The sequence below is a fragment of the Neptunicella sp. genome (assembly GCF_048268085.1).
Classification (GTDB): domain Bacteria; phylum Pseudomonadota; class Gammaproteobacteria; order Enterobacterales; family Alteromonadaceae; genus Neptunicella.
Genome location: NZ_JBLWWF010000003.1, coordinates 98,035 through 121,860, shown reverse-complemented (window position 1 = coordinate 121,860; position 23,826 = coordinate 98,035). Strand labels below are relative to the sequence as shown.

At 42.4% G+C, this 23,826-nt stretch carries 22 protein-coding genes; 11 read left to right on the top strand and 11 right to left on the bottom strand.

Annotation, left to right across the window (positions count from 1 at the left end; genetic code table 11):
- The 4 genes from leuD (at position 1) to ACTD55_RS03260 (ending at position 3,402) form a co-directional block, all read left to right on the top strand.
- Positions 1-603, top strand: coding sequence for a 3-isopropylmalate dehydratase small subunit (gene leuD / locus ACTD55_RS03275; protein ID WP_438862875.1), 603 nt, complete (start codon positions 1-3; stop codon positions 601-603).
- 227 nt (positions 604-830) lie between these two features.
- Entirely contained in the window at positions 831-1,463 is a 633-nt protein-coding gene (locus ACTD55_RS03270) for an OmpA family protein (protein ID WP_438862982.1), read from the top strand.
- Positions 1,464-1,546: 83 nt separating this feature from the next.
- The gene (locus tag ACTD55_RS03265) at positions 1,547-2,407 is read left to right on the top strand and encodes a TraB/GumN family protein (protein WP_438862874.1); all 861 of its coding nucleotides are present in this window, start codon (positions 1,547-1,549) and stop codon (positions 2,405-2,407) included.
- Between the two features lie 11 nt (positions 2,408-2,418).
- Positions 2,419-3,402, top strand: a complete 984-nt coding sequence (locus tag ACTD55_RS03260; protein ID WP_438862873.1) for a D-cysteine desulfhydrase family protein — start codon at positions 2,419-2,421, stop codon at positions 3,400-3,402.
- A gap of 149 nt (positions 3,403-3,551) precedes the next feature.
- Here the strand turns inward: ACTD55_RS03260 and ACTD55_RS03255 are convergent, their stop codons facing one another.
- The 5 genes from ACTD55_RS03255 to ACTD55_RS03235 all read right to left on the bottom strand — a co-directional run bounded on the left by ACTD55_RS03255 (position 3,552) and on the right by ACTD55_RS03235 (position 9,306).
- Positions 3,552-4,091 carry a hypothetical protein gene (locus tag ACTD55_RS03255; RefSeq protein ID WP_438862872.1) on the bottom strand — a complete coding sequence of 180 codons (540 nt, stop codon included), beginning with the start codon at positions 4,089-4,091 and terminating at the stop codon, positions 3,552-3,554.
- 22 nt (positions 4,092-4,113) lie between these two features.
- The gene (locus tag ACTD55_RS03250; RefSeq protein WP_438862871.1) at positions 4,114-5,706 is read right to left on the bottom strand and encodes a hypothetical protein; all 1,593 of its coding nucleotides are present in this window, start codon (positions 5,704-5,706) and stop codon (positions 4,114-4,116) included.
- 9 nt (positions 5,707-5,715) lie between these two features.
- Positions 5,716-7,443 (bottom strand): GMC family oxidoreductase N-terminal domain-containing protein, encoded by a 1,728-nt coding sequence (locus ACTD55_RS03245; protein ID WP_438862870.1) that lies wholly within the window; start codon positions 7,441-7,443, stop codon positions 5,716-5,718.
- Positions 7,444-7,510: 67 nt separating this feature from the next.
- Positions 7,511-8,116: a hypothetical protein gene (locus ACTD55_RS03240; RefSeq protein ID WP_438862869.1), complete on the bottom strand. Its 606-nt coding sequence runs from the start codon at positions 8,114-8,116 to the stop codon at positions 7,511-7,513.
- 134 nt (positions 8,117-8,250) lie between these two features.
- Entirely contained in the window at positions 8,251-9,306 is a 1,056-nt protein-coding gene (locus ACTD55_RS03235; protein WP_438862868.1) for a hypothetical protein, read from the bottom strand.
- 148 nt (positions 9,307-9,454) lie between these two features.
- Here ACTD55_RS03235 and ACTD55_RS03230 point away from each other — a divergent pair, with 148 nt between their 5' ends.
- The 3 genes from ACTD55_RS03230 (at position 9,455) to ACTD55_RS03220 (ending at position 13,233) form a co-directional block, all read left to right on the top strand.
- Entirely contained in the window at positions 9,455-10,675 is a 1,221-nt protein-coding gene (locus tag ACTD55_RS03230) for an MDR family MFS transporter (RefSeq protein WP_438862867.1), read from the top strand.
- A 202-nt stretch (positions 10,676-10,877) separates the two neighbouring features.
- Positions 10,878-11,546 carry a DUF6064 family protein gene (locus ACTD55_RS03225; protein WP_438862866.1) on the top strand — a complete coding sequence of 223 codons (669 nt, stop codon included), beginning with the start codon at positions 10,878-10,880 and terminating at the stop codon, positions 11,544-11,546.
- Between the two features lie 58 nt (positions 11,547-11,604).
- Complete coding sequence (locus ACTD55_RS03220) at positions 11,605-13,233, top strand: diacylglycerol kinase family protein (RefSeq protein WP_438862865.1); 1,629 nt, start codon at positions 11,605-11,607, stop codon at positions 13,231-13,233.
- 9 nt (positions 13,234-13,242) lie between these two features.
- On the opposite strand, the gene ACTD55_RS03215 is transcribed toward ACTD55_RS03220, so the two are convergent.
- A complete protein-coding gene (locus ACTD55_RS03215; protein WP_438862864.1) occupies positions 13,243-14,586 on the bottom strand; it encodes a sigma-54 interaction domain-containing protein in 1,344 nt (447 codons plus the stop codon).
- 279 nt (positions 14,587-14,865) lie between these two features.
- Between ACTD55_RS03215 and ACTD55_RS03210 the strand changes: the two genes are divergently transcribed.
- Positions 14,866-15,327, top strand: coding sequence for a hypothetical protein (locus ACTD55_RS03210; RefSeq protein WP_438862863.1), 462 nt, complete (start codon positions 14,866-14,868; stop codon positions 15,325-15,327).
- 93 nt (positions 15,328-15,420) lie between these two features.
- Here ACTD55_RS03210 and ACTD55_RS03205 read toward each other — a convergent pair whose 3' ends face one another.
- From ACTD55_RS03205 to ACTD55_RS03195, 3 genes are all read right to left on the bottom strand, one after another.
- Positions 15,421-15,972 carry a BON domain-containing protein gene (locus ACTD55_RS03205; protein WP_438862862.1) on the bottom strand — a complete coding sequence of 184 codons (552 nt, stop codon included), beginning with the start codon at positions 15,970-15,972 and terminating at the stop codon, positions 15,421-15,423.
- A 481-nt stretch (positions 15,973-16,453) separates the two neighbouring features.
- Entirely contained in the window at positions 16,454-16,648 is a 195-nt protein-coding gene (locus tag ACTD55_RS03200) for a hypothetical protein (protein ID WP_438862988.1), read from the bottom strand.
- Between the two features lie 61 nt (positions 16,649-16,709).
- Positions 16,710-16,886, bottom strand: a complete 177-nt coding sequence (locus ACTD55_RS03195) for a DUF1328 family protein (protein WP_438862861.1) — start codon at positions 16,884-16,886, stop codon at positions 16,710-16,712.
- A gap of 307 nt (positions 16,887-17,193) precedes the next feature.
- Between ACTD55_RS03195 and ACTD55_RS03190 the strand changes: the two genes are divergently transcribed.
- The 3 genes from ACTD55_RS03190 (at position 17,194) to ACTD55_RS03180 (ending at position 20,473) form a co-directional block, all read left to right on the top strand.
- Complete coding sequence (locus ACTD55_RS03190) at positions 17,194-18,135, top strand: SPFH domain-containing protein (RefSeq protein ID WP_438862860.1); 942 nt, start codon at positions 17,194-17,196, stop codon at positions 18,133-18,135.
- A gap of 3 nt (positions 18,136-18,138) precedes the next feature.
- Positions 18,139-18,609 (top strand): NfeD family protein, encoded by a 471-nt coding sequence (locus ACTD55_RS03185; RefSeq protein ID WP_438862859.1) that lies wholly within the window; start codon positions 18,139-18,141, stop codon positions 18,607-18,609.
- A gap of 175 nt (positions 18,610-18,784) precedes the next feature.
- A complete protein-coding gene (locus tag ACTD55_RS03180) occupies positions 18,785-20,473 on the top strand; it encodes an NAD-dependent malic enzyme (RefSeq protein ID WP_438862858.1) in 1,689 nt (562 codons plus the stop codon).
- A 1-nt stretch (position 20,474) separates the two neighbouring features.
- On the opposite strand, the gene ACTD55_RS03175 is transcribed toward ACTD55_RS03180, so the two are convergent.
- Both ACTD55_RS03175 and ACTD55_RS03170 read right to left on the bottom strand, forming a co-directional pair.
- Entirely contained in the window at positions 20,475-22,904 is a 2,430-nt protein-coding gene (locus ACTD55_RS03175; protein WP_438862857.1) for an efflux RND transporter permease subunit, read from the bottom strand.
- The gene (locus ACTD55_RS03170) at positions 22,882-23,709 is read right to left on the bottom strand and encodes an MlaA family lipoprotein (RefSeq protein WP_438862856.1); all 828 of its coding nucleotides are present in this window, start codon (positions 23,707-23,709) and stop codon (positions 22,882-22,884) included. Before ACTD55_RS03170 ends, ACTD55_RS03175 begins: the two co-directional genes overlap by 23 nt.
- Between the last annotated feature and the right edge of the window lie 117 nt (positions 23,710-23,826).

The window sequence follows — 23,826 nt, the reverse complement described above, 5'->3', positions numbered from 1 at the left end:
ATGGCAGGAATAGATTTACATACCGGTACTGCCGTGCCGTTGGATCAGGCTAACGTAGACACCGATCAAATTATCCCAAAACAGTTTTTAACCGCGGTAACCCGCAGCGGCTACGGCAAGCATTTATTCCATGACTGGCGTTATCTGGACTTGCATGAACAGGAACCCAATCCTGATTTTGTCCTAAATAAACCTGAGCACCAGGGAGCCAGCATTCTGCTGACCCGACAAAATTTTGGCTGTGGCTCAAGCCGAGAACACGCCCCCTGGTCACTGACCGACTATGGTTTTAAAGTAGTTATTGCGCCCAACTTTGCCGATATTTTCTATGCCAACAGCATTAATAATCAGCTGTTACCGGTGAAACTGAGTGATACCCAGATGGATGCTTTATTTAGCGCAGTCCATCAAGATCCGGCCACCCCTATTAGCGTCAATTTATTTGATCAACAAGTGACTTGTAATGGTGAAAAATATCATTTCGATATTGATCCGGCACATAAAAACTCGTTGTTAAAAGGCCTTGATGCAATTGGTCAAACACTGGAACTCGACGCCCACATCCATGCGTATGAGCAAAAAATTCCGGCTTGGTTGAGTTAATATAGGCAATACCACTGCTGGATAAATGAATTGAGGGGCTGTTGCTCTGTCGCATATGCGAAATAACAGAGCATTAGCCCTTACCATTTAAAACGATAAAAATCACCACATTCAATGCCGTAGCGCATTATATTCATCTATTGTTCAGCCAATTATTTATACCATTGTTTTCAAACGGGTAGCGTCGCTGCTACTGTTATCAACCCCGAATACAAAAGGATAAAGTTATTATGCGCAATTTAGTAGTTGTGATGACATTAACGAGCATATTGGTCAGTGGCTGTGCCGCCAACGCCAGTAATACCCAAAAAGGAGCCGGAATCGGTGCAGTCGTTGGAGCCGTCCTCGGAAAAGCAACGGGTGATAATGCCAAAAGTCGCTACGTTTGGGGAGCGGCTGTCGGGGCGTTAGCCGGCAGTGCGATTGGCTCTTATATGGACAAACAGGAACAAGAATTCAGAGAAGAATTATCCGATACCGGCGTGTCAGTAGAGCGTGATGGCGATAACTTGCGCCTGATCATGCCCGGCAACATTACTTTTGCCACTGGCAGCGCCAACATTGTCAGCAATTTTGGCCCGATTTTGAACGATGTCGTCACCGTTCTAAACCGTTTTGACAAAACGGTACTACATGTCAGCGGCCATACTGATAGTGTGGGTAACGATGAATATAATCAGCAATTGTCTCTTAATCGTGCCAACAGTGTTAAAAACTACCTTATCCAGCATAATGTTGATGCACGTCGCGTGACTACTCAAGGTTTTGGGGAATCAATGCCTGTAGCTGACAATAGTACCGAAAGCGGCAGACAACAAAATAGACGCGTCGAATTGACTATTACTCCTCTTAAAAAATAGGCATATTAATAAATTGATTAAAGCTGATAGACTCGCTGTCTATCAGCTTTTTTTTATGACTAAATTTTCTTAGGGATAAGGCCATGCATATTCGTATTTTATTATTGGTGCTAAGCACGTTGTCCGGTTCAGTTTTGGCCGACTCACCGGTCTGGCAAGTATCCAATGGACATAACAAAGTCTATATTGGCGGTACGATGCATATGCTGAGTCAACACGATTTTCCTTTACCATCCGTATTTGACAAGGCCTATAACGATGCTGACATATTGGTATTTGAAACCGATATAGACCAGCTACAGCAACCCGAATTCCAACAATTAAGTCTGCAATTACTCACCTATCAGGATGGCACCAGTTTAAAAGATGTGCTGCAACCGGCCACCATTGCAGCAGTGCAAAAACATTTAAACGCTCGAGGGATGAGCCTTGATTCAGTGTTGCATTTTAAGCCAAGTTTTTTAGGTTTAATGCTAACTGTGGTGGAATTTAAAATCATGGGACTAAGTGATGAGGGCGTCGACCAGTACTTCTATGATCGCTCCAATGATGATCAAAAAGCGCATTTATACTTTGAGAGTCCTCGACAGCAATTAGACTTTATGGCCAACTTAGGTAGTGGCGATGAAGATCATTATGTATTGTATTCTTTGGCTGAAATCAGCAATGCCAAACAAGATATGCAAAGCATGCGGCAGCAATGGCGCTCAGGCGATTTCAATGCCATGGCCAATACCATGCTAATTCCTATGCAGCAGGATTTTCCTTCCGTATACCAAAGCCTGATATTAAATCGTAACAACGATTGGCTACCTCAAGTGACCCAGATGCTTGACACCAGTGCAACAGAAATGATTCTGGTCGGGGCGTTGCATTTAGCCGGGGAAAACGGAATATTAAATCAATTAAAACAGCTTGGTTATCAAGTTGAAGAAGTTCATTAGGGAGGCACAATATGCCTTACACAACATTAAAAAAACAACCATTGGGGTTTTTCCCTACCCCGTTAGCGGAGTTATCCCGATTAACCCGTCACTTGGGTGGCCCCCAGCTTTTTATAAAACGTGATGATCAAACCGGCTTGGCTCTAGGTGGCAACAAAACCCGCAAACTTGAATTTATTCTGGCCGAGGCGGTTGAACAAGGTGCCGATACCATTGTTACCGCTGGTGCGGGTCAATCAAATCATTGCCGCCAGACTGCTGCAGCCGCTGCGCTGCTGGGAATGGAATGCCACTTGGTATTAGGTGGACATCGTCCAGCAGAGATAACGGGCAATATACTTCTGGATGAATTATTTGGCGCCACCATTCATTGGGCAGGGGAACATCGTAAAGGGGAAGATATTCCCCAATTACTGACACAATTACAACACGCCGGTAAAAAGCCTTATCTGGTTCCTTATGGAGGTTCAAATGAATTAGGTGCGGTGGCGTACGTTGAGGCCGTTCGAGAATTACAGGCTCAGCAGAGGCAACAGAATATCGCTATTAGTCATATTGTATTTGCATCCAGTTCAGGTGGCACACACGCAGGACTGGCCTTGGGGAACAGACTATTCAATACCGATTACCAAATTATTGGCATCAACAATGATAAAGGTGAAGGAGATCCAATCCCGTTAGCACAAAAAGTCTTAAACTTGGCCAATAGTACTGCGCAAAAACTTGAGGTTAGTGTGGAACTCACGCCCGAAGATATTCAACTTAATCAGGATTATATTGCTGATGGCTATGGAGTGATCAATGAACTGGATAAACGCGCGATTTCTTTACTAGCAAGAACTGAAGGCATTGTCATTGATCCTGTATATACCGGCAGAGCAATGGGAGCGTTAATCGATATGATTGAAACGAATCAGTTTAATCCAGACGATAAAATATTATTCTGGCATACCGGAGGGGCTCCCGCTCTATTTGCTTATGCCAATACTCTTTAACGGTGGAGATTAACAACGATCAACATAGTGTAGAGATTGGCAATCTCGCAGAAATTATTGATTTTGTGACTCTGGTTCAACTTCAATACGGAGCAGTTCCCGCAAGGATAATTTATTCAGATACTCTGACGTCACGTTGATACCACTAATTAAGACCCCAACAAATTTATTGTCATGTTGCACCGGGACACTAATAAAAAAGAAAATGTCCCGGTACTGGCATCCCATCCTTCTTCACTAATGTAATTTTTACCGGTTACAGCGGGTTGAATAAACTTTTGTTCATCAGCCTGCCAGTAATCACTAGGGATTGGTGTCGCGGCAATCAATGCACCTAATTCATCCGTTAACATAAACTCGGAAAATTGGTTATGGGGTTCATTCAGTTTGGCTTCAAATAACTTAGCACATGGATGTTTTAACACTTGTAACAGAGGTTTGTCCTGGCTTGGCCATTTTTGATCAATCTTTAGAATATCAACCAAGGATAAAAGATGTGATTGATGGTCAACCAGACACTGTTGTATCTGGGTAGAGGCCAATAGCTCTGTGATATATTTCAGGTTTTCTGTAACAATATACTGTTTTTCTTCAGGGGGTATACTGGCCTGAGGCTCAGACAGTGCCAAGACATTCGATGTCCACATCAAAAACATCGTGGACACTAACAATTTTATTGTAATACGCATATTCATTCCTGCCACTATCCGATTAAAACTTCATTTGTATTTTACCAGACTCATTCAAGGCATCTTTAAAATCGCCCCAGCTGACTACATCTTCGACAAAATAGTCAAAGGTCCTAGTGGGCTGATTTTCGCCTTCACAGCGATTCACTAAATCCAGTATATATAATGACCGCAATACCCCCTGACGGCGATATCCCCTATTCTTTCGGAGTAAAATCTGATCGCGCCAAGTACCAAAGTTGATATAAGTCGCCGGACGTAACCCAGGAATGTCGGGTTGTTCCTGCAGCGGAATATGGGTGTGTCCTTCACCATAAACCTGAAACTGATAATGACGATATTTAGCTAAAAATGCCGGAAATCGTCGCATTTGGCTCAATTTAACTGACGTTTCACACAGTTTGTTCGTTATCTCAATCATTTTGAGTAATTTGGCTAAGGCCGTTATTTCCAATCCATACCCCAAGGATTTTAACCATATTAATAATTTTTTACCGAGACGTAAGCAAACACCTCGAAAAGACGAGGTAGATTGATAGGTAAAATCCCAACTTAGCCACTCAATAATACACTCATATAACGTATCTTCGATGATCTTAATCGCACCAGCACCACGCCCATCACTGCGCATATCGCTGGTTTCTTTTAGAATTCGAGTTAATGCCGCATAAGTCGGTCGATACAAATCCAGTTCATCCAAAATACTGTTTAAGCGCAAGTCGTTACAATCTATATCCGCGAGCTGTTTTTTTACTTTATAAATAAAGGTTGATAACACACCGGCTGCCACCGAATCACCAAAGCAGGGTAACAAAAACGGTGCATAACCTAATTTTTGCCATACATGAGGTTGCCAGCCGTTGCTGGTGGACCATCCCGGTTTATCCGTCTCGACTGGAATTGAGCGACTATTTTCTTTATCACGCCATTGACCATGGGTAGTAAAAAAACGAAAACCGGTATCACCACAATAAAATGGCATATAAGGCGCAACAGTTGGATTGGCAAACATATTTTCATCACCATACATACGACCTAACATTTGCCGTTCTGACTGACTGATGTCCGCCACTTTTATACCTAACCCCTGTTCATAGAAATAACTTAGCGCTTGCTGATCACAGAGCAACTCCTTGTCATGATTTCCCAGTGTAATCACGATATTGACTTGCTTTACTCCCGACTCTTCACTTAGCCTGCCTGGCAGCGCCTTCAGCATATTAAAAAACGCAACATGCTGCTGCTCAACTATTTCACGAATTATCAGATTAACCACTTCACTAAACTCTGCGGTACGCTCTCGCTCCCACGGATATATGCCTTTCTCGGCCCAGCGACTGCTGCGGATCATGTCGATAATGTCGCCATCGAGGACAAACAGAACCTCATCGATATAATAGTTTTTACAGCGCTCCAGGATGGAATTATAAAAAAGTTGCCACGCATGTTGGCTCAAATTCTGAAACCCAACCGTCCCGTCGGTCAGGTGAATATCACTGACACAAACACATAAACGATTACCACGCTCCTCGCCGGGCTGAGTAATTCCGTCAAGAAAAGCGCGCTCGTTATCTTCCTTGCTGACTGAATGTTTAATGGTATTCCAGATCCCCATGCGACTCTCCTATAGCTCGCCATCGGGATCAGGTACAATACCCGTTATCCCTTCAGCGACCCGTTCAGATAATGCGGTAATCGTCGCGACCGGATTAGCGCCTACCGCAGTTGGAAGCAACGCTCCATCAGCAACATATAGTCCTTGATACGCGAATACCTGACCGAAGTTTTCTGGCGCTGCGCTCGTTACCCCTTTTAAGGGGTCGTCGGCAAGACGGCATCCGCCTAAGGCATGCACAGTAACATTACTGCGCATTGGCCATAACCAATTGGGGAGCGGTAAAAATAATTTACCTCCCGCCCAATGTTTAAAGCGTTTCCCCATATCTATAATTGCTTGGTACAGCGACATATTTTGCTGATATGGCCAGTCGATATTCAAAAACCCAGAACTGTCTAATGTGGCTTTTCCCTGACTATTATCCAGCCCCATGCACAGCAATACCGCACTGTTAAATGATGCATCCCCTTTCAGTAATTGGGTAAAAGCATAGCCCACACGACCAGTGGTAATCCCATAAATAAAGCGTCTGAAAAACACTTGAATGGTTCGCCATAAAGCATGGAAATGAGAAAATCCGGGCTTAAGTCCTTCGGTATACCAAGCAGCAAAGTTCGGATAACTGGCATCTTCAAGAATAAACGCTTTGCTACGATCAAAGTTGTTATATAGGTTGTAATCGGTTTTCTGGGTAATCACCGGTCCATAGTTGGGATTAGCCGCTTTTTGACCATCGATGACAAAGGATAAAAAATCACCGTTGCCGGAAAAGTGCAGACCCAATTGCTGACTAATATTAGGCAAGGTTTGATATATATCACGGCAACGCAATAACAACTCGTTCGTACCCAAGGTTCCTGCAGAGACAACCACTCGTTGACTGGTGGCGCTGCACTGCACCTTATTGTTATTCAGATCCAGCCAGTAAACTCGATAGCCATGTGCTCCTTTTTCTTGTGGAGCGTCATTGCCCTGTTCATCTAAGGGCACTATTTTCTCGGCCAGCATTGCCGTTTTAATCTGCGCTTGATAACGTTGTTCTGCCACAAATAAATAATTTAAATCAGTGGTATTTTTAGAGTGAGTATTACACCCAACATCACACTCAGCACAATACACACAAGAGGTTTGTATCGCCCCATAACGATTTTTTTGCTGTACCCCAATATCCAGTGGCTGCTCAAAATCATTACCAAAGAAAACATTAATATCTACCAGCTCAGAATCACGACCTTCATGTTGAGCAAACTGCTTAAATAATTCCGTACGAATGATCTGACGACGAGGGTCATCATTTTGTGGAATAGGTCTGGCTCCTAAAACCGATTTAGCCGCTTTATAATAGGGCTGTAAGTCAGCTTTTTTACAATTTTGTGGCCAGCGCTGATCGAATACCTCATCGGGTGGCTGCAAAAAAACATTTGCATAGATCAGCGACCCTCCACCTAATCCTGCACAAGCAACGGCATCCATATGCTTAAAATGCTGAATATCAAACAAGCCATCCATATCTTTTCCACGAATATTTGCGGGACGAGAGCGAGATTGATGGGCGACATTCCAAAAATTGTTCGCCATATCATGAGGGGTGCGCGGGAACGATCCCATCGGATAGCGTTTACCCCGCTCCAATAACATTACTTTAGCCGGCCATTTTTTAGCGAGGCGACATACATTAACGGCCCCACCAAATCCACTACCAATTACAATTGCTTCAAAATCATATTGAGCCATAACATTCTCCTGTTATATGGCCTGATTGATCCGTTTTGATCTGGATACATTCCAACAAGGACAACATTTAAAAGTGCTTGGCGTAGGTATCCCACAGTTCGCCCATAAAAAAGTGACCAAACTTGCCCACTGTTTTTAATTTATCAGCGCCTGATTCTGCATTTAACACTTTGATGGTAGACACCAGTTTAATTAAGTCGGTGACACCTAAACTCAGAATCCCCGCCCCCACTACCGGGGCGGTTTTATCAGTACCTTGATGCAAGTTGGTGTATAACGTTGTAGTGTCTGACCATAGATCAAACCCCGTATCATCACGCACTTCTTTTTTACCGGCTAAATAATAGTCTTGATCGGCATGGTTAAATCCTAATTCATACACCATCAATTTGGTGGTGGGATCTTCGCTAGGATAAAACAAATTAAATACACCACTGTGGGCTTGCATGGCTTTCCCCATCGGGGGAAAATCGATACTACCGGACAGCCTGCCAGCATGCCCTCTATCTGCAATAAATTGGTCAATGTCATCAATATCCACTTGAGCATGCATGGATAACTCGGTTCCCGCCCATTGGCCCTGATCACAGCCAACTTTATAATCGGTGGCCGATAATGAGAATCCGCCCGTCATGGTTTCTCTGAATTGAATACCTGATTTGCATGTTGTCATTAATTTACTTCAGGATTTAACCATCCTGCTCCTGTAACAATAATCCTCCGACTGTGGAGGGATGAAATAATTTCCACCGACAACAAACTAACAATGGAAGTGCATCAAGCGTTTGTTAATTGCTAATCCATAACTTAGTCAGCTTTGGCCAACTCGGCAAGCATTAACGGAAAAGTATCCTGAGCAGCATTTTTTCCCATAAAAACATCAAGATGACTGTAATTATCAATTAAATTCAATGAATGTTTGCCAGGTTGTATTTGATTAAAGTACTGATAACTGTTGATCTGACTCTGCGGCAAAAAGCACAAATTATCCTGACCGGCAAAAAAAGCGAATCGCGCATCGGTTTGGGGTTCACCGTCCACAAAATCTTTAGGTAATCCGGGTAAGCCTTGTACTGATAACAGGTGGCCTTTTTGAATGCATTTCGCCATCTGGCTAAAAAAACTCATCGGCACAGCAGCAAATTCATCTGATAGCCACTGGTGAGTTTGGTGGTTTAGGTTTTCATGATTCCACAAAGCAGGAAATCCACTACCATAGGTAAAACTAATTTGCTTGCAAACATCATTGTCACATTCGTGATGCGTCAGTCTGATGAACCAGGAAATTATTTTGGCGGTCAATGTCGGCGCTTCAATTCCCCACTGAGGATTCAGGTAATCAGTCAAGCGTTTTACCATGGGCAATAAAACCGACATTTTAAAGTTAGACCATTTAGGCACCACAGGATGTAACAATACCCCGTTGCTAATAATCACCGACACTTGCGGAACGAGGCCAGCGACAGCTGACATCGCGAAACTGGTCGAGCCCTGACAATGAATAATGGCCTTAATATTCGCATAGCCGGTTTGCTCGGTTATCGCCTTTACTGCGGCCGGATGATCGTAACGAGCGGCTTGATCCAGCGTCCACTGTCTGGCATTAAAATCAATACTGGCACGCCAGTTTTCCAGCCAAACGTCGTAACCTTCAGCGATCAGTGCATCAACAATATCAACTTCTACGGGAGCTCTAAAAATATTGGCTCTGACCCCCGCGCCATGCACTAACAATACCGGACATTTATCCGGTGTCTGGTGTCCCCGCACATTAATTAGATTTAACGTTAGCCCGTCTTCAGTGTGGAAGGGAACAACCTTTTGCCGATAGTGTTTACTGGCAACTGATGACTCAACTGTCATGTTACTCTCCTTGCAATTCTCCGATGCCTAAATTCAGTAGCAATTAATCAAAAATAACCGCCCGGTTGTTAGTATTCGATTGTCGATAAAACACTAGTTATATAATCTTAGTACTTTATTTAGCGACTGTATTGGCTAGGCTCACCGAATGTTTTTAACTTGGTTACGCCACTTTCCTGCTTTGATCTGGATCTTGATTATTGGTGTATTTTTTTCACGAGGCACCTTCTTCATGGTGTGGCCTTTTATGGCCATTATTTTATATCAGCAATTCGGACTGAATGAGTGGCAAATTGGCCTGATGCTCACCGTCGCCGCCACCGTGGCGATATTCATCGGCTTTTACAGTGGAGCACTCACCGACAAGTTCGGGCGAAAAAATATGTTATTGGTCGCAGGTTTACTGTCCATTGTAGGCTTTACACTACTCGCCGAAGCCGAACATTTATACCTGTACGGAATTAGTATGATTTTGTGCTCTGTTAGCAAAGAGATATGGGATCCGGCGGCAAAAGCCTTAATCAGTGATTTGTTACCTCAGATGGATATTCGTGAGTTTGCCCTGCAAGTCCGCTATTTTGCCATCAACGTCGGTGCGGCAATTGGCCCATTAGTGGGGGTCTGGTTAGGCATTACAGCGCGGCAAACCACCTTCTACGCAACAGCATTGGTGTTTTTAATCCTAACTCTGACCGTACTATGGGGATTTAAGGCCAGGCCGGGACTCGACAAACAATTTATCAAAAATCCTTTTAGCTTACGTAAAACACTGGGCTTACTCGCCAGAGATCAAATGTTTTTGTTATTGGTGCTAGCCAACATATTGGTGTTGTACATATACGCTCATATGGATACGTCACTGATCCAGTATCTAAATCATGCAGGTATGCCTGAAGTAGTCGAGCTTATTAGTGCCATTATCCTGACTAATGCCCTGACCATCATTATCTTTCAATTTATATTGCTTAAATTGCTGGGCAGATACAGTCTTAATCAGCGTATCTGTTTTGGTATATTGCTATTGGCTACGGGTCAATTCTTGTTGGCAATCAATCCAATCAATCTTTATTGGGGCTGGATTACGGCAATTTTTGTGATGAGTTTAGGGGAAGCTATTTTATTTCCAACCATGAATATTCAGGTGGACAGATTGGCTCCCAATCATATGAAAGGCGCTTATTTTGGGGCGGCTTCGTTATTTTCACTCGGCTTTGCTTTTGCCCCTTATATTGGTGGACTGATATTGAAACGGTGGGATGGACCTACTTTATTTTATTCTAATCTGCTGCTCTGTTTAGCGGTGTTGCTGCTTTATTATCTGAGCAAATTTGCGTACCGCCCCCACTTTTCAACCCAACAAGGTAAATGAATCTCCCCATCAGTAAAGTATCACTATCTCTTTGATTTTTGGCCTGTTTATTGCTTTATATTAGTTGAGTTTAACTTTACCGAACGAAAATGCCGTTTGTTTTTCGTACCTCAATGCTGATGTTAATAACCCATTTATCACCCTTGTTACTTATGTTGTGCCTCATCAAGGCGGTAACCGAAAATGAAGCGGAGCTAAAATTGTGACGGAACCATCAAGTACAATACTGTCAGCTTTTTTTACATTAAAAGGCGATAATTACCTCCAATTTGTGACTGATTTCAATCGACAAAGTTGGCCTTTACAAATATCGTCGCTAATCCTGTGCATGTGGCTATTATGGCTGTTACATCAGAACAATCGCAGTAAGACTATCACCCGAATTTTTGCAATTTGCTGGATTTGGGTTGGCTGTTATTTTCATTACCATTTTTATACCTCTTTAACACCTATGGCGGTTTTTGATGCCATCGCTTTTGCTGTTCAGGGATGCTTATTTTTTCTGCTGTCCGGCAAGATCCAATTCCATTCTCCATACCATGACCGCAACAGCAAAATAGGCTATGCGGGTTTAGCCGCCTGTATGTTATTGCCCACCCTCGCAGCCTCTTTCAGCGGACAAAGCTGGTGGCAAATTTCCTTGGTTGGCATGATGCCAACCCCAACAGCGTTAGCAACGTTAGCCTTACTATTACTCACTACGTCAAAGTATCGGTTCCTCTTGGCTGTGATACCTTTTGGCTGGTGTATTATCGCCGGAGTGACACATTTAAACATCGGAATGCATGACTGGTTTGTCGCTCCGCTAGTGGCGCTGATAGCCTGCGGACTGATGATGTCAGAACACCGTAAAGTAACATCGCAATCTTAAGCCGTTCGGGTAGACTAGTTATTGTCTCCTCGAACAATCAATGCACCCTAAGGATGATATGTTTATTATAAAGTACTATCTCATCGCTTCCCTTCTTAGTCTGACCGCAGCATTTTTGATCCCGAATATTTATTTTAGCCTGTTGCTTGGCTGGATTGGACTCTCCTTATTCTGTGTCAGTGCAGCTTATGTATTTAATGCACCACAGCTGTTTCGTAAAAAACAAAATGGCAGTATTCCCTTTTATATTCGTTGGCTATTTATTCCTTATCTGCTTGGTATCCATTTTTATAATGCCTGGGCAAGACGTACCGACAAAGTGCCACCTATTCAAAAAATTAAACATAATTTATTTCTGGCCTGTCGTTTATTTCCCTCTGATGTAGAAAAACTGACACAACTAGGTGTTAAAGCAATAGTGGATGTAACGGCTGAATTTGATGGATTAGACTGGACCGCCCAATCGGAAGATCTTGCTTATTTAAATGTCCCCGTACTCGATCATCAAAGTCCCTCCGTTAGCCAATTAACCAAAGCCGTCCATTGGATTGAAAACCAGCGTCGGGCCGGGAAAGGCGTGGTCGTTCATTGTGCATTAGGTAGAGGACGTTCAGTGTTAGTGGTCGCAGCCTACTTGCTAAGTAAAAATATGAACCTGTCAGTTCAACAAGCGTTGCATACCATTCAGGGCGTTCGAAAAACGGCTGGATTAAATAAATATCAACTCAAAGCGCTGAGTAAAATACATCAACATAAACATCTCGATTTGCGCGATAAAGCTTGGTTAATTGCTAATCCAGTATCTGGCGGTGGCAAGTGGTCGCAATATCGTGAAGAAATTGAACAACGTCTTAGTCCTTATTTGCAACTTAACATCGTCGAAACAACCAAAGAAACGAGTGCTCGACAATTAGCTCGTGAGGCGAAAGATCATCATGCCAAGACCATTATCGCCTGTGGTGGCGATGGCACATTAACGGATGTTGCCCATGAACTGATCGATAGTGATCTGATTTTAGGTATAATTCCCATGGGTACTGCAAATGCACTCGCCCATGTTTTGCTTGGTTCCAATAGTAAAATAATGCCTATCGAAGTAGCCTGTGAAAATATCATTGAAGGCTCAGTAAGACGTATCGATACGGCTAATTGCAATGATCAATTGATGCTATTGGTGGCTGGTATTGGTTTTGAACAAAAAATGATTGAACTGGCTAACCGTGAACAGAAAGATCAATCTGGACAATTGGCCTATTTACAAGGGCTATGGCAAGCCATGAACCTTAATCAAACCCTGCATTTCCGGATTAAAATTGATGACCAAGAGCAACAAAAAATAGACGTTTGTAGCTTGGTTATTGCCAATGCAGCGCCATTTACCACCGTTTTGGCGCAAGGCGGTGGCCAACCTGATGTGGAAGATGGTTTACTGGATGTTACTTGGCTTCCCCCCAGTACGGGCATTGGTGAAAACGTGTTTAGTTTATCCGAGCTGGCTTTATCCGGCATATCCTCAGAATATCGGTCAGAACATGTTAAGCATACCCATGCACGCAGAATCCTGATTGAATCGGATCAAACTATCGAATTTGTTGTTGATGGTGAAACTTATTCCGCTGAATCTTTGACAATTGAAGTCAACCCATCCTCATTGAATGTATTAGCGCCCCACAAAGAACAAAAGTAATAGAGGAGCTCAACTATCCTGATATTTTTCCAACTTGTTGTAGAGTGTTTTTACACTAATACCTAACTGTTCGGCAGTATCTGATTTATTGCCGTTATTTTCCTCAAGTGTATTTTCAATCGCAATTTGTTCAATTTCATGTAACGGCATTCCAGTTGGAATATCAGCATTAACATGCGCTCCATGACTATCGACCACGTCTTCCAGGATTAGATGTTCCGGCAAAATAATCTCGTCAGCCAAAATATAGGCTCTTTCGATCACATGTTTTAATTCCCTAACATTACCTGGCCAATGATAGGAAGCGAGTCGATTCAGTGCCGTATCAGCAACTTGTTTTACGTGATTTTCTTTGGCGTTTCGATAAGCCAGAAAATGTTTGGCTAACCCCACGATATCACCACCTCTTTCACGTAAAGAAGGCACGCTAATTGGAAACTGAGATAACCTAAAGTATAAATCCTCACGAATAAACTGACCGGCAATTGCTTCAGCAGGATCGCGGTTGGTTGCAGCGATAATACGGACATCAGACTCTATCATTTTACTGCTGCCAACAGGCCGAAATTCTCCCGCTTCTAACACACGAAGTAACTTAACCTGATGCTCCAGTGGCATTTCAGTAATTTCATCCAGTAACAACGTGCCACCTCTGGCTTGCTCAAATACGCCTTGATGATCTCGATGAGCCCCCGTAAATGAACCTTTTACATGACCAAACAGCTCACTATCGACTAATTCCGGACTCAACGCTCCGCAATTAATGGCTAAAAATGGTCCTTGACTACGGTGACTCGCTAGGTGGATGGTATTGGCGACTAACTCTTTACCCGCCCCACTTTCACCAATTAATAAAACACTGGACGACGTTATCGCCACTTTTCGAATAGTACGGTACAACTTACGCATTGGTTTTGATGAACCCACTAACAAGCCAAATTGGTTTAATTCACTGGTTTCAATTTTTTGCGTATTGGCATAAGAGTCGGTTAAGTCCTCATATAAATCAGCAATGGTTTCTTCGATAATCGATAACTCATAAGGACTGCGAAAGTGGTAACTTATCCCTTTAAACATGGCATTATCAATAAAATCATTTGGCTCACCATTACTCAATAAAATCACTTCGGTCTGATTTAATGCCTGACAATCCAGCAAGCACTGGTAATCTTTTTGAGTAAAGGATGCCACTTCAATCAGTGCCACATCCGCCTGAACAACCTTAAGTTGCTCGATCCAACTATCACTATGGTCGCTTTTAGCTAATAAATATTTTTTAGCAATACTAGAAGCCAATATGGACTGTTCAATAGCGTTTTGATGTAAATGAAAAAAAAGTCTGGGACGTGGCATTCAGTAAACATCCTGTTTCGCGGACGAAAAAAGTAAAAAAGCAATCATCATTGCCGAAGATAAGAACCCTGTTTTAATATTTATTCAAGCGATAATTTACTCTGTTAACGAATAATACACATCATGGTTTTACATTATTGCTATGTAAAAATTACCTGTCAGTTCCTAAACTTAGTGCCAAATAAAAAATAAAACGTTATTAATCATAATGTTAACAACATGGCGTAAAGCTTGTATGTAGTAATTGTTATCACTATTCCCCATACCAGAGGAGCTATCATGCTAGATGTATCATCTCACTCATATACGCATATGGATGAAATATCAGCAACCTATTTACTCGCGGTATGTCGCGATGGCAAGTTGTTTTATAGCCATGCCGCAGAATCGGTAGAAAACTATTCCATTAAGCGGGCTTTACAGCAAATGGCCATTACCCGCCAAGAACTGCTGAAGGAAGTTTCAGCCAAACTGGCTATTGATATGCCTGACAACCAACATGATCCTCACTTGGATGGCATTAAATTATGGTATACCGATGCCATCGATCAGGCGTGGGATTTCTCCGATATGATGGTGTTGAGCAAACTGCGGGCACTTGAAAGTAAAAATTTGGACTCACTTATTCAAGCTATAAAAAAAACATCAAACCAATATAGCCGGGAATTAATGTCAAACGTGGCAGCCCGTTTTCAATTATGCCTTGATTTACTTGATAGTATTATTGCCAAACAAAGCTAAACCTCATATCGGCAGTTATTCCTGCTGCTTTCATTCTGTGCTGTGAAAAATGAAAAACCGTTCTCAATATTGAGAACGGCTGATATTTACAGGTTAACTGATCACTGTAAGTTTATTATTCACTTTTGTAACATCGTTGGTATTTTTCGCAATAGCGCCCGCCAAATCACGTTCAGCATCACTATTCACCTTACCGGTTAACGTGACCACGCCATCTTTGACTTCAACTTCTATATCCAGTCCACTGACTTCAGATTCAAACAACAAACGGGTTTTAACTACCGTCTCAACCTTTGAGTCGTTTAGCTTTTTCATCATCTTACCGTCTTTTTCTTGATTCTTTGAGTCATTGACGGTGAGTTGATTATCGACGTCCGTTACTCCATCCAATGATGCAACCAATTCTGACGCCAGTGCTTTGTCAACTTCACTTTCTACTTTACCAGTCAGCGTTACCACGCCATTTTTAACATCGGTATCGATAGTAAATGAATTAAGATTTCCGTTTAGTAACAAGGTGGTTTCTGCTTTCCCATCCAACCACGCATCTTTTGCTGTATCTTTCCATTGATTATCAGCGCTAGCTGATAATGCAACACTACCAAGAACAACTGCGATGACGATAGAAATTAATGAACGATTCATAATGATCTCCTTTTATTAAAGTTCACTATGACTATTGCGAGAACAATGCCAACTTTTAAACAATTGAATTTAAAGGATTATTTTTAACATATTCCATAAACCTGGAATATATCGCCTAAAATCCTCAATAAATGTAATGGATCACAGACAGTTGTAAGTAAGTGAACACTAACAATTAAAAAATTTATAAACCGATACCAAGCTATACAGGGGCTAAAGCGTAAAGACACTATCAAATAACGCTCTGATGCTAACTAGCGACGCATTATTGAAGGTGTTATTCAAAATAGTCTGGATGACCTTGATTGGTAAGATTTAGGGGGAATTAATTTCTAGAAGAATAAGGATAAATATGAATTTTCTGTCTGGTGAGTACCATTCTTACAGATCTACTCACCTATAAATCCGCAAGCAATCTTATTTAGACACAAAAAAAGGGGTTTCCCCCTTAATTTGATAGACATGCTAGCACTGACGCAAATTAACAATCTTTATCTTTGGCATCAACGCTTTCTTTAACGTCTTCACAGGCATCTTCAACTGCGTTGCCTGCATCAGTCACGACTTCGTCAACTTTTTCACCAGCCTCTTCTGCACTATCATCACCGCAAGCTGTCACCAGTGTGAAAGATGCAACCATTACAACAATAGCCATTAATTTTTTTAGAAAATTCATGTATTTCTCCTTGCGATTTAAATTAAGTAAAAGTCACTTTTACTTGTTGATTTAGGTTTAACTAAAGTTTCGGGGCTCTGCCACGTAATGCATTCACCACTAACGACAACAACAACAGTACGACGAAGACAACAAAAATAATTTTTGCGATGCCAGCTGCTGCACCAGCAATTCCACTAAAGCCAAGTACCGCAGCGATAAGTGCGACAACTAAAAAAGTAAGTGCCCAACCTAACATAACGATCTCCTTTGTTTGTATACGAGTGTGTCCATTTCACTAAAGCGATAATCATGCCAACCTATAATTAAATCGTATACCATTGATATTTATGCATTTATTTTCATTTCGAGTAATTTAGCTTTCTTTGCCTAAAAAATACTGATGCAAATCTTATACACTGACTATGTATAAGTTACACATTCATTGCCACTTACCTATCGGGGATAACTGATAGTTAATGATAAAATTGACAAGACTAGGTGAATCGCTATAGAACTAAGCATTGGATTTTTCACTCGGCTGAAATCAGCTAACAGGACATCGCATGTCAATTGAACAGCTCACTAATATTATCTTTAGTTATCAGATGGCCATTATTATTCTGGCTATTGTATTACTTAAATCCTCCGTCAAATTTGTTCCGCAGAACCGGGCGTTCGTCATTGAGCGGTTTGGTAAATTTAATCGAACCTTAGAAGCGGGCTTAAATTTTATTTTACCCTTCATTGATGATGTCGCTTATGACCGCACATTAAAAGAACAGGCAATTGACGTTCCCAGCCAAGGAGCGATCACCAGAGACAATATTTCACTAACCGTCGATGGCGTGTTGTATCTCAAAGTACTGGATCCCTATAAAGCATCCTACGGGGTTGATGAATACAGCTTTGCCGTAACTCAACTAGCACAAACCACTATGCGTAGTGAAATTGGTAAAATGGAGCTGGATAAAACCTTTGAAGAGCGTGACAGCTTAAATGTCAATATTGTCAACGCAATCAACGAAGCCGCGATCCCATGGGGAGTGCAGGTACTTCGCTATGAAATAAAAGATATAGTCCCACCCCATTCGGTGATGGAAGCGATGGAACGGCAGATGAAAGCCGAACGTGAAAAACGTGCCCAAATTCTAGAGTCTGAAGGAGACAGACAGGCCGCAGTCAATGTCGCAGAAGGTCAAAAACAGGCTATTGTATTAGCGGCACAAGCAGACAAAGAGCAACAAATTCTCAAAGCCGAGGGTGAGGCCACCGCTATTTTGCGCGTTGCCGAAGCGCGTGCCGAAGCACTTGAGAAAGTGGGTAACGTCGCAAAAACCGAGGAAGGTCAAAAAGCGATTCAACTTGATCTCGCTACATTGGCCATTGAGGCCAAACAAGCCATAGCCAAAGAATCTTCCGTCGTATTGTTACCGGACTCTGCCACCGATATTTCCTCGGTAGTGGCGCAAGCGACCAGCATTGTCAACACTCTGAATAAAGGCTAAAACATGGAGCTGTTCAGCGAAAATTTACCTGAAACATTAATCGCATTCGGCATTTTAGCTATTGCGATTGAAGCTGGAATAATGGGGTTTGCAACCCTGTTCTTATTCTTTTTAGGTCTTGGCACTTTACTCACCGGTATCGCGATGAACGTTGGCTTACTGGAATCCAATCTGACTAGTGCCTTGATCAGTATCGGATTAAGCTCTGTTGTACTGGCCATTATTGCCTGGCGACCGATGCAGCAATTGCAAGCCAAAGTGCAGCCGCAGGGACAAACGTCCGATTTTATCGGATTAACGTTTACCCTCACCAGTGACTTATCCGCCGAACGACTCTCCTCATATCGCTATTCAGGCATCGTGTGGGCAGTCAAACCCGGTGTCACGTTAAAACAGCCATTAACTCAAGGTACTAAAGTTGTAGTGACGGCAGTTGAAGTGGGGGGATTTTATGTCGCCCCTGCCGAGGAATAACACTAACCTTGTCGATTGCCGCATTTTAGTGCGGCAACTGCTCCGATGTCCTTTAAAAATAGACAATTTTACAATTACATCGTCAGTTTGTGCTGTGCTGAGCTAGTTAAACTGGCAAAATACCGGAATAAATAATTCTGTGTCCTACAACACAATTTTTAAACCGGATAATACAATGATAAAAAAATCGACCAAGCGCCCTCTTTATATCCATCATGCTGGTCCTTCCCTGCTTGAAACGCCACTGTTGAATAAAGGTGCTGCGTTTACCAAGGAAGAGCGGGCAGCATTTAACCTTGCCGGACTGATCCCCCCGCGCTACGAAAATATCGAAGAGCAGGTTGAACGTGCTTATATGCAATATTCCAGCTTCTTGGCGCCCATTAACAAGCATATTTATTTACGCAACATTCAGGACAATAACGAAACGTTGTTCCACCGTTTGGTACAAGAAAACCTCGAAGAAATGATGCCCATTATCTATACCCCTACGGTGGGCGATGCGTGTGAACAATTTTCCGATATATACCGCAGTAATCGAGGACTATTTATTTCCTGGTCGGAACGCGATCAAATTGACGATATTCTGCATAATGCCACCAAACAAAAGGTTAAAGTCATTGTGGTTACTGACGGTGAACGGATTCTGGGCTTAGGGGATCAAGGAATTGGCGGCATGGGCATTCCCATTGGCAAGCTCTCTTTATATACCGCCTGTGGCGGCATTAGCCCAGCGTATACCATGCCGATTATGTTGGATGTAGGCACGAATAACGAAAAGCTCCTTAACGATCCGATGTATATGGGAGCAAGGCATAAGCGTATTGGCCAACAGGATTATGACGAATTTATCGAGCTATTTATTAATGCCGTTAAACGACGCTGGCCTCAAGCAATGCTGCAATTTGAAGACTTCGCCCAACCCAACGCGATGCCTATATTAGAAAAATATAGGGAAAAACTATGCTGTTTTAATGACGATATTCAAGGTACCGCGTCAGTTACGGTTGGCACCTTGTTAGCCGCCTGCTTGCATAAACAACAAAAACTGTCGGAACAAAACATCGTCTTTGTCGGTGCAGGTTCTGCGGGGTGTGGTATCGCGGAACAAATAATTTGCCAAATGATGTCTGAGGGCTTATCCGAGCAACAAGCTCGTCAGCAAGTCTTTATGGTGGATCGCTATGGTTTACTGAGTGATAAAATGACAGGCTTGCGGGATTTCCAACAAAAACTGGTACAGCGCCAAAGTCATTTACAAAACTGGCAGTATACCGATGAATATCCCAATTTGGTCGACGTAATGCATAACGCTAAACCCGGTATCTTAATCGGTGTATCAGGACAACCCGGCCTATTTAGTGAAGAAGCAATTAAAACGATGCATCAATACTGCAGTCGGCCAATTATTATGCCGCTCAGTAATCCCATTAAACAAATCGAAGCACATCCTGAAGATGTAATAGCATGGACGGATGGAGATGCCATTATTGCCACTGGTAGCCCATTTAAACCTATCGAATATAAAGGTCAGCGTTACCCTATCGCTCAATGTAACAATGCCTATATTTTCCCCGGAATTGGTTTAGGCGTGGTGGCGGGAAAAATAAGTCAGATCACCAATGAGATGCTTATTGCGGCCAGTGAAACCCTGGCACAATCGTCACCCGTTAGCACTACGGGTGAGTTACTGCCGCCGTTAACGAAAGTCGCGGAACTCAGCAGAAAAATTGCGTTTGCGATTAACAAAGTTGCTCAACAACAAGGACTGGCACTAGAGATTAGCGACGAAACGTTACAGAACAATATCGAGGCTAATTTCTGGAAACCTGCTTATCGCGAATATCGACGGGTAAGCTGGTAAGTTAGCTGTGAGTGGGTGCTTTGCGGGCACCCACAAATTTATTCAGCATCGCTGGCAGTAAAGTCAAATCCGTTAATAACGCAATTAACATGGCCAATCCCGTCAACAACCCAAACATCACACTGGGAATAAAGTCTGAAAAGCCCAACATACCAAAACCAGTAGTAATAATGATGGTAGTAAATAACATCGCAAATCCCACACTGTGGTATGTGGCTCTTACCGCTTCGTCTTGAGATTGTTGCTCTACACTTTTTAAATAATGGTGCACAAAATGAATCGTATCATCGACTGCGATGCCCATCGCGATAGCGGCAATAGTAATGGTCATTAAATCCAGTGGAATACCAAACCACCCCATTAAACCCAGGATCATCATGGTTGAAATTATATTGGGAATGATGGCGATAATTGCCACCTTGAATGACCGAAATACCGCTAGCAATACCAATGTCAGCGCCAAATAAACCAAACCTAATGTACTCACCTGAGAGTCAAATAAGCGTTGTAAAATATCCTGATAAAGCACAAACAAATTAGTCAGTTGATAGGAGTCGGATGCAATTCCGAGTCCTTCAATATCGCCTCTTAACTGTTGCAAAAAGTCCGCGCGATTAAAGCCTTCTGTACTGTCTTTTATTCGGGTACTAATGCGTAACTGATGATGTTCAGGTGAAAAATACGCCCCCAACAGTTGCTCTGATAGTTCTTTATCTAATAAATGATAAACCGCGGTTAACTCATATTCGGTCAATGGCTTGCCATGATTGAGTTTTTTAGCCAGCTGGGTAAAGTTAACAATCGACATTTCCTTGCCAATAACCGGATATTGATTCATGACATGCTGAATTTTTTGCAACGTCTGTACTGTTTCAGCGTTCAGCACTAAATCCGTATCTTGCTGCTCAGATTTGACGGTGTAGACAAAATCGAGCGGCGTGGAGCCACCGAATTGTTGGTCAATAAATTCAAGTTCCTTACGTACTTTGGTGGATTCACTAAAGTAATGAATAAAGCTATTTTCAACGTCCAGTTTAAGTGCCCCAACCGCACTAGCGGCTAATAAACCGGCTGCGATAAAAAACACCAACACTTTATGTCCCAATATCATGTCAGTCAGCCAACTCATCACTTTAGAGGTGTGCTCACTTTTTGCTGTTACCGGTTTTAGCGGTAATAAATTCAGCAACGCAGGGAACAGCAGTAAACTCACCAAAGTCGACACCAACATCGCAACAATCATCATCCAGCCAAATGCAATAACCGGCTGAATATGACTAAATATCAATGACGCAAATCCTACCGAGGTGGTTAAACCGGCATAAAAACAAGGTGCAATTTTGCTGCTTATGGTTTCTTCTACCAACTGCTGCTGGCTATAGTCGCTGTGTTTTTGCGCCAACTGGCGAAACTGCACGATAAGGTGAATGACAATGGCTAAAGTTAAAATCAGCTGTAAAGCGATGAAATTGGACGATATAACAGTGGTACGCATATCCAGCATACCGAACAAACCAACGGTCGTTACCACACTACCTGCGCAGCAAATAATAGGTAGAAAAACCCAGCGCCACTGGCGAAATAACGCGAATAGCAAAACACAAATGACCAACGCGATCGCACTACCAAATACGAGTAAATCATTCTTGATGATCTTAATTAATTGGTAAGCTAATACCTGGCCACCGCCCAAATAGATCGATGCCCGGTCCTCAACTTGATCAGCAATTTGGTAAATCTTGTCTATTTCTTGCTGACGAACCTTATTTAAGCGTAATTTAATCGGATCCGCTTGTTGACTAAGCTGTTCAATCTCTGCTTTATCCTGTTCACTAAATTCATTGGTCAGATGCTTTTTTTGCAATTCAGTAATTTTATGTTCAATTTTCTCCAGTTCAGGATCAGCTTTAAACAAGATTTGGATAGCAGTGGCGCTTTGCTGTTGATTGACCAATAAATCCGTATAAATAGGGTGATCAGATAACACGTCCTGCATTTGTTCCGGACTATAGTGCTTCGCTTGCCATGTCCAGTCACTGGCTTTCAGACCTGGCTCAAGTCCATCCATAAAAGAAATCAATGGAACATTTAGAATAGAAGTAACCGCTTCAACCCGATCAATTTGCTTAAACTGTTCACTTAACTTGGTAATGTCGCTGAAAGTCTGCTGGCTAAAGAGCGGGCCTTGCTTAGGTTGATAAGCCACCAGAATGAACTCTTGAGGAGAAAAGCGGCTATCCATAATCTGCGTCTGGATGTACAGCTTATTATTTTTTAGCAGTAATGTTTCGGCTGACGCATCAATTCTGAAATTTTTACTAAACCATCCCGCCAACGCAATTAATACAATGAAGCAGGCGATTACAGCCTTGGAATAGCCACTGACCAGTCTGGCCAACCAGATGCCTTTATTCTTCTTTGTATTGCTCATCTCTTAACAATCCTTCTAAATACAAATTTCTAAAAAACAGATATTTATCTTCGCTTTCTGTCGATAGTTTTTCATAGGTTTCTGCTTGAGGCGCAAAATCATGAAAACCACCATAAGCTTGAATATATAGTGTTTGAGGATCATCAGTAATGTTGTTGAGCGGACTTGCAACACTTTCGACAATAGTAGAAAACCCGTTGCGAGTATCGGAAGAGCCTAATAAAGGTAAGACCAAATAAGCCCCATAATCCGCACCATAGCTATGCAACGTGTCACCCAAAGTTGATTTATGCTCTTCAATATCAAACCACGCAGTGGCAGGATCAAAAAAGCCTAACAGCCCCACGGTACTATTAATCACGAAGCGAGCCAGGCTTTTTAGCATATATCCACCATTAGCCTGAGCCAAATGGTTAATAGCATTGAGTGGTTCGCGAATATTGGCAAAAAAATTGGAGACTGATTGTTGCGCAGGTTCCGGCATAACCTTTAAATACCCCTTAGCAGCAGGGATCAAGGCATAACGATAAACCACATCATTAAAAGCAAAAATAGGCCGGTTAATTGATTCCAAAGGATCATCAAAGGTTTTGGGTTGATAGCCGACAACCGTTGGCTCAATGACATCTTCACCATGGGAACTGCTAACAACCATAGGATCCGCTGCGGTCGATTCAGTAATGGCCGATTCATGTTCCTGAACGACCTTTTCGGGCTGGCTGGCGCAACCGGAAAGGCCAAGCAGTAACGATATTACCAAACACTTAATCCATCCTTGCACAGGAAAGTCGCCATGGTTACGCATAATATTCCTTTTAGACAGCATCAATCCGATCATCCTAGCACATCATTATCAACTGTTAACGTCTTTGCGGATGCCGAAAATAAAAAGGAGCCCTAAGGCTCCTTCAAAAAATAAACG

Bases quoted from the DNA above. Each gene is read 5' to 3' on its own strand.
- ACTD55_RS03205 (WP_438862862.1), bottom strand. From the start codon at position 15,972: ATGAATCGTTCATTAATTTCTATCGTCATCGCAGTTGTTCTTGGTAGT.
- ACTD55_RS03220 (WP_438862865.1), top strand. From the start codon at position 11,605: ATGTTTATTATAAAGTACTATCTCATCGCTTCCCTTCTTAGTCTGACC.
- ACTD55_RS03170 (WP_438862856.1), bottom strand. From the start codon at position 23,709: ATGCGTAACCATGGCGACTTTCCTGTGCAAGGATGGATTAAGTGTTTG.
- ACTD55_RS03200 (WP_438862988.1), bottom strand. From the start codon at position 16,648: ATGAATTTTCTAAAAAAATTAATGGCTATTGTTGTAATGGTTGCATCT.
- ACTD55_RS03245 (WP_438862870.1), bottom strand. From the start codon at position 7,443: ATGGCTCAATATGATTTTGAAGCAATTGTAATTGGTAGTGGATTTGGT.
- ACTD55_RS03175 (WP_438862857.1), bottom strand. From the start codon at position 22,904: ATGAGCAATACAAAGAAGAATAAAGGCATCTGGTTGGCCAGACTGGTC.
- ACTD55_RS03255 (WP_438862872.1), bottom strand. From the start codon at position 4,091: ATGCGTATTACAATAAAATTGTTAGTGTCCACGATGTTTTTGATGTGG.
- ACTD55_RS03215 (WP_438862864.1), bottom strand. From the start codon at position 14,586: ATGCCACGTCCCAGACTTTTTTTTCATTTACATCAAAACGCTATTGAA.
- ACTD55_RS03190 (WP_438862860.1), top strand. From the start codon at position 17,194: ATGTCAATTGAACAGCTCACTAATATTATCTTTAGTTATCAGATGGCC.
- ACTD55_RS03230 (WP_438862867.1), top strand. From the start codon at position 9,455: ATGTTTTTAACTTGGTTACGCCACTTTCCTGCTTTGATCTGGATCTTG.
- ACTD55_RS03265 (WP_438862874.1), top strand. From the start codon at position 1,547: ATGCATATTCGTATTTTATTATTGGTGCTAAGCACGTTGTCCGGTTCA.
- ACTD55_RS03195 (WP_438862861.1), bottom strand. From the start codon at position 16,886: ATGTTAGGTTGGGCACTTACTTTTTTAGTTGTCGCACTTATCGCTGCG.
- ACTD55_RS03180 (WP_438862858.1), top strand. From the start codon at position 18,785: ATGATAAAAAAATCGACCAAGCGCCCTCTTTATATCCATCATGCTGGT.
- ACTD55_RS03235 (WP_438862868.1), bottom strand. From the start codon at position 9,306: ATGACAGTTGAGTCATCAGTTGCCAGTAAACACTATCGGCAAAAGGTT.
- ACTD55_RS03240 (WP_438862869.1), bottom strand. From the start codon at position 8,116: ATGACAACATGCAAATCAGGTATTCAATTCAGAGAAACCATGACGGGC.
- ACTD55_RS03210 (WP_438862863.1), top strand. From the start codon at position 14,866: ATGCTAGATGTATCATCTCACTCATATACGCATATGGATGAAATATCA.
- ACTD55_RS03185 (WP_438862859.1), top strand. From the start codon at position 18,139: ATGGAGCTGTTCAGCGAAAATTTACCTGAAACATTAATCGCATTCGGC.
- leuD (WP_438862875.1), top strand. From the start codon at position 1: ATGGCAGGAATAGATTTACATACCGGTACTGCCGTGCCGTTGGATCAG.
- ACTD55_RS03260 (WP_438862873.1), top strand. From the start codon at position 2,419: ATGCCTTACACAACATTAAAAAAACAACCATTGGGGTTTTTCCCTACC.
- ACTD55_RS03250 (WP_438862871.1), bottom strand. From the start codon at position 5,706: ATGGGGATCTGGAATACCATTAAACATTCAGTCAGCAAGGAAGATAAC.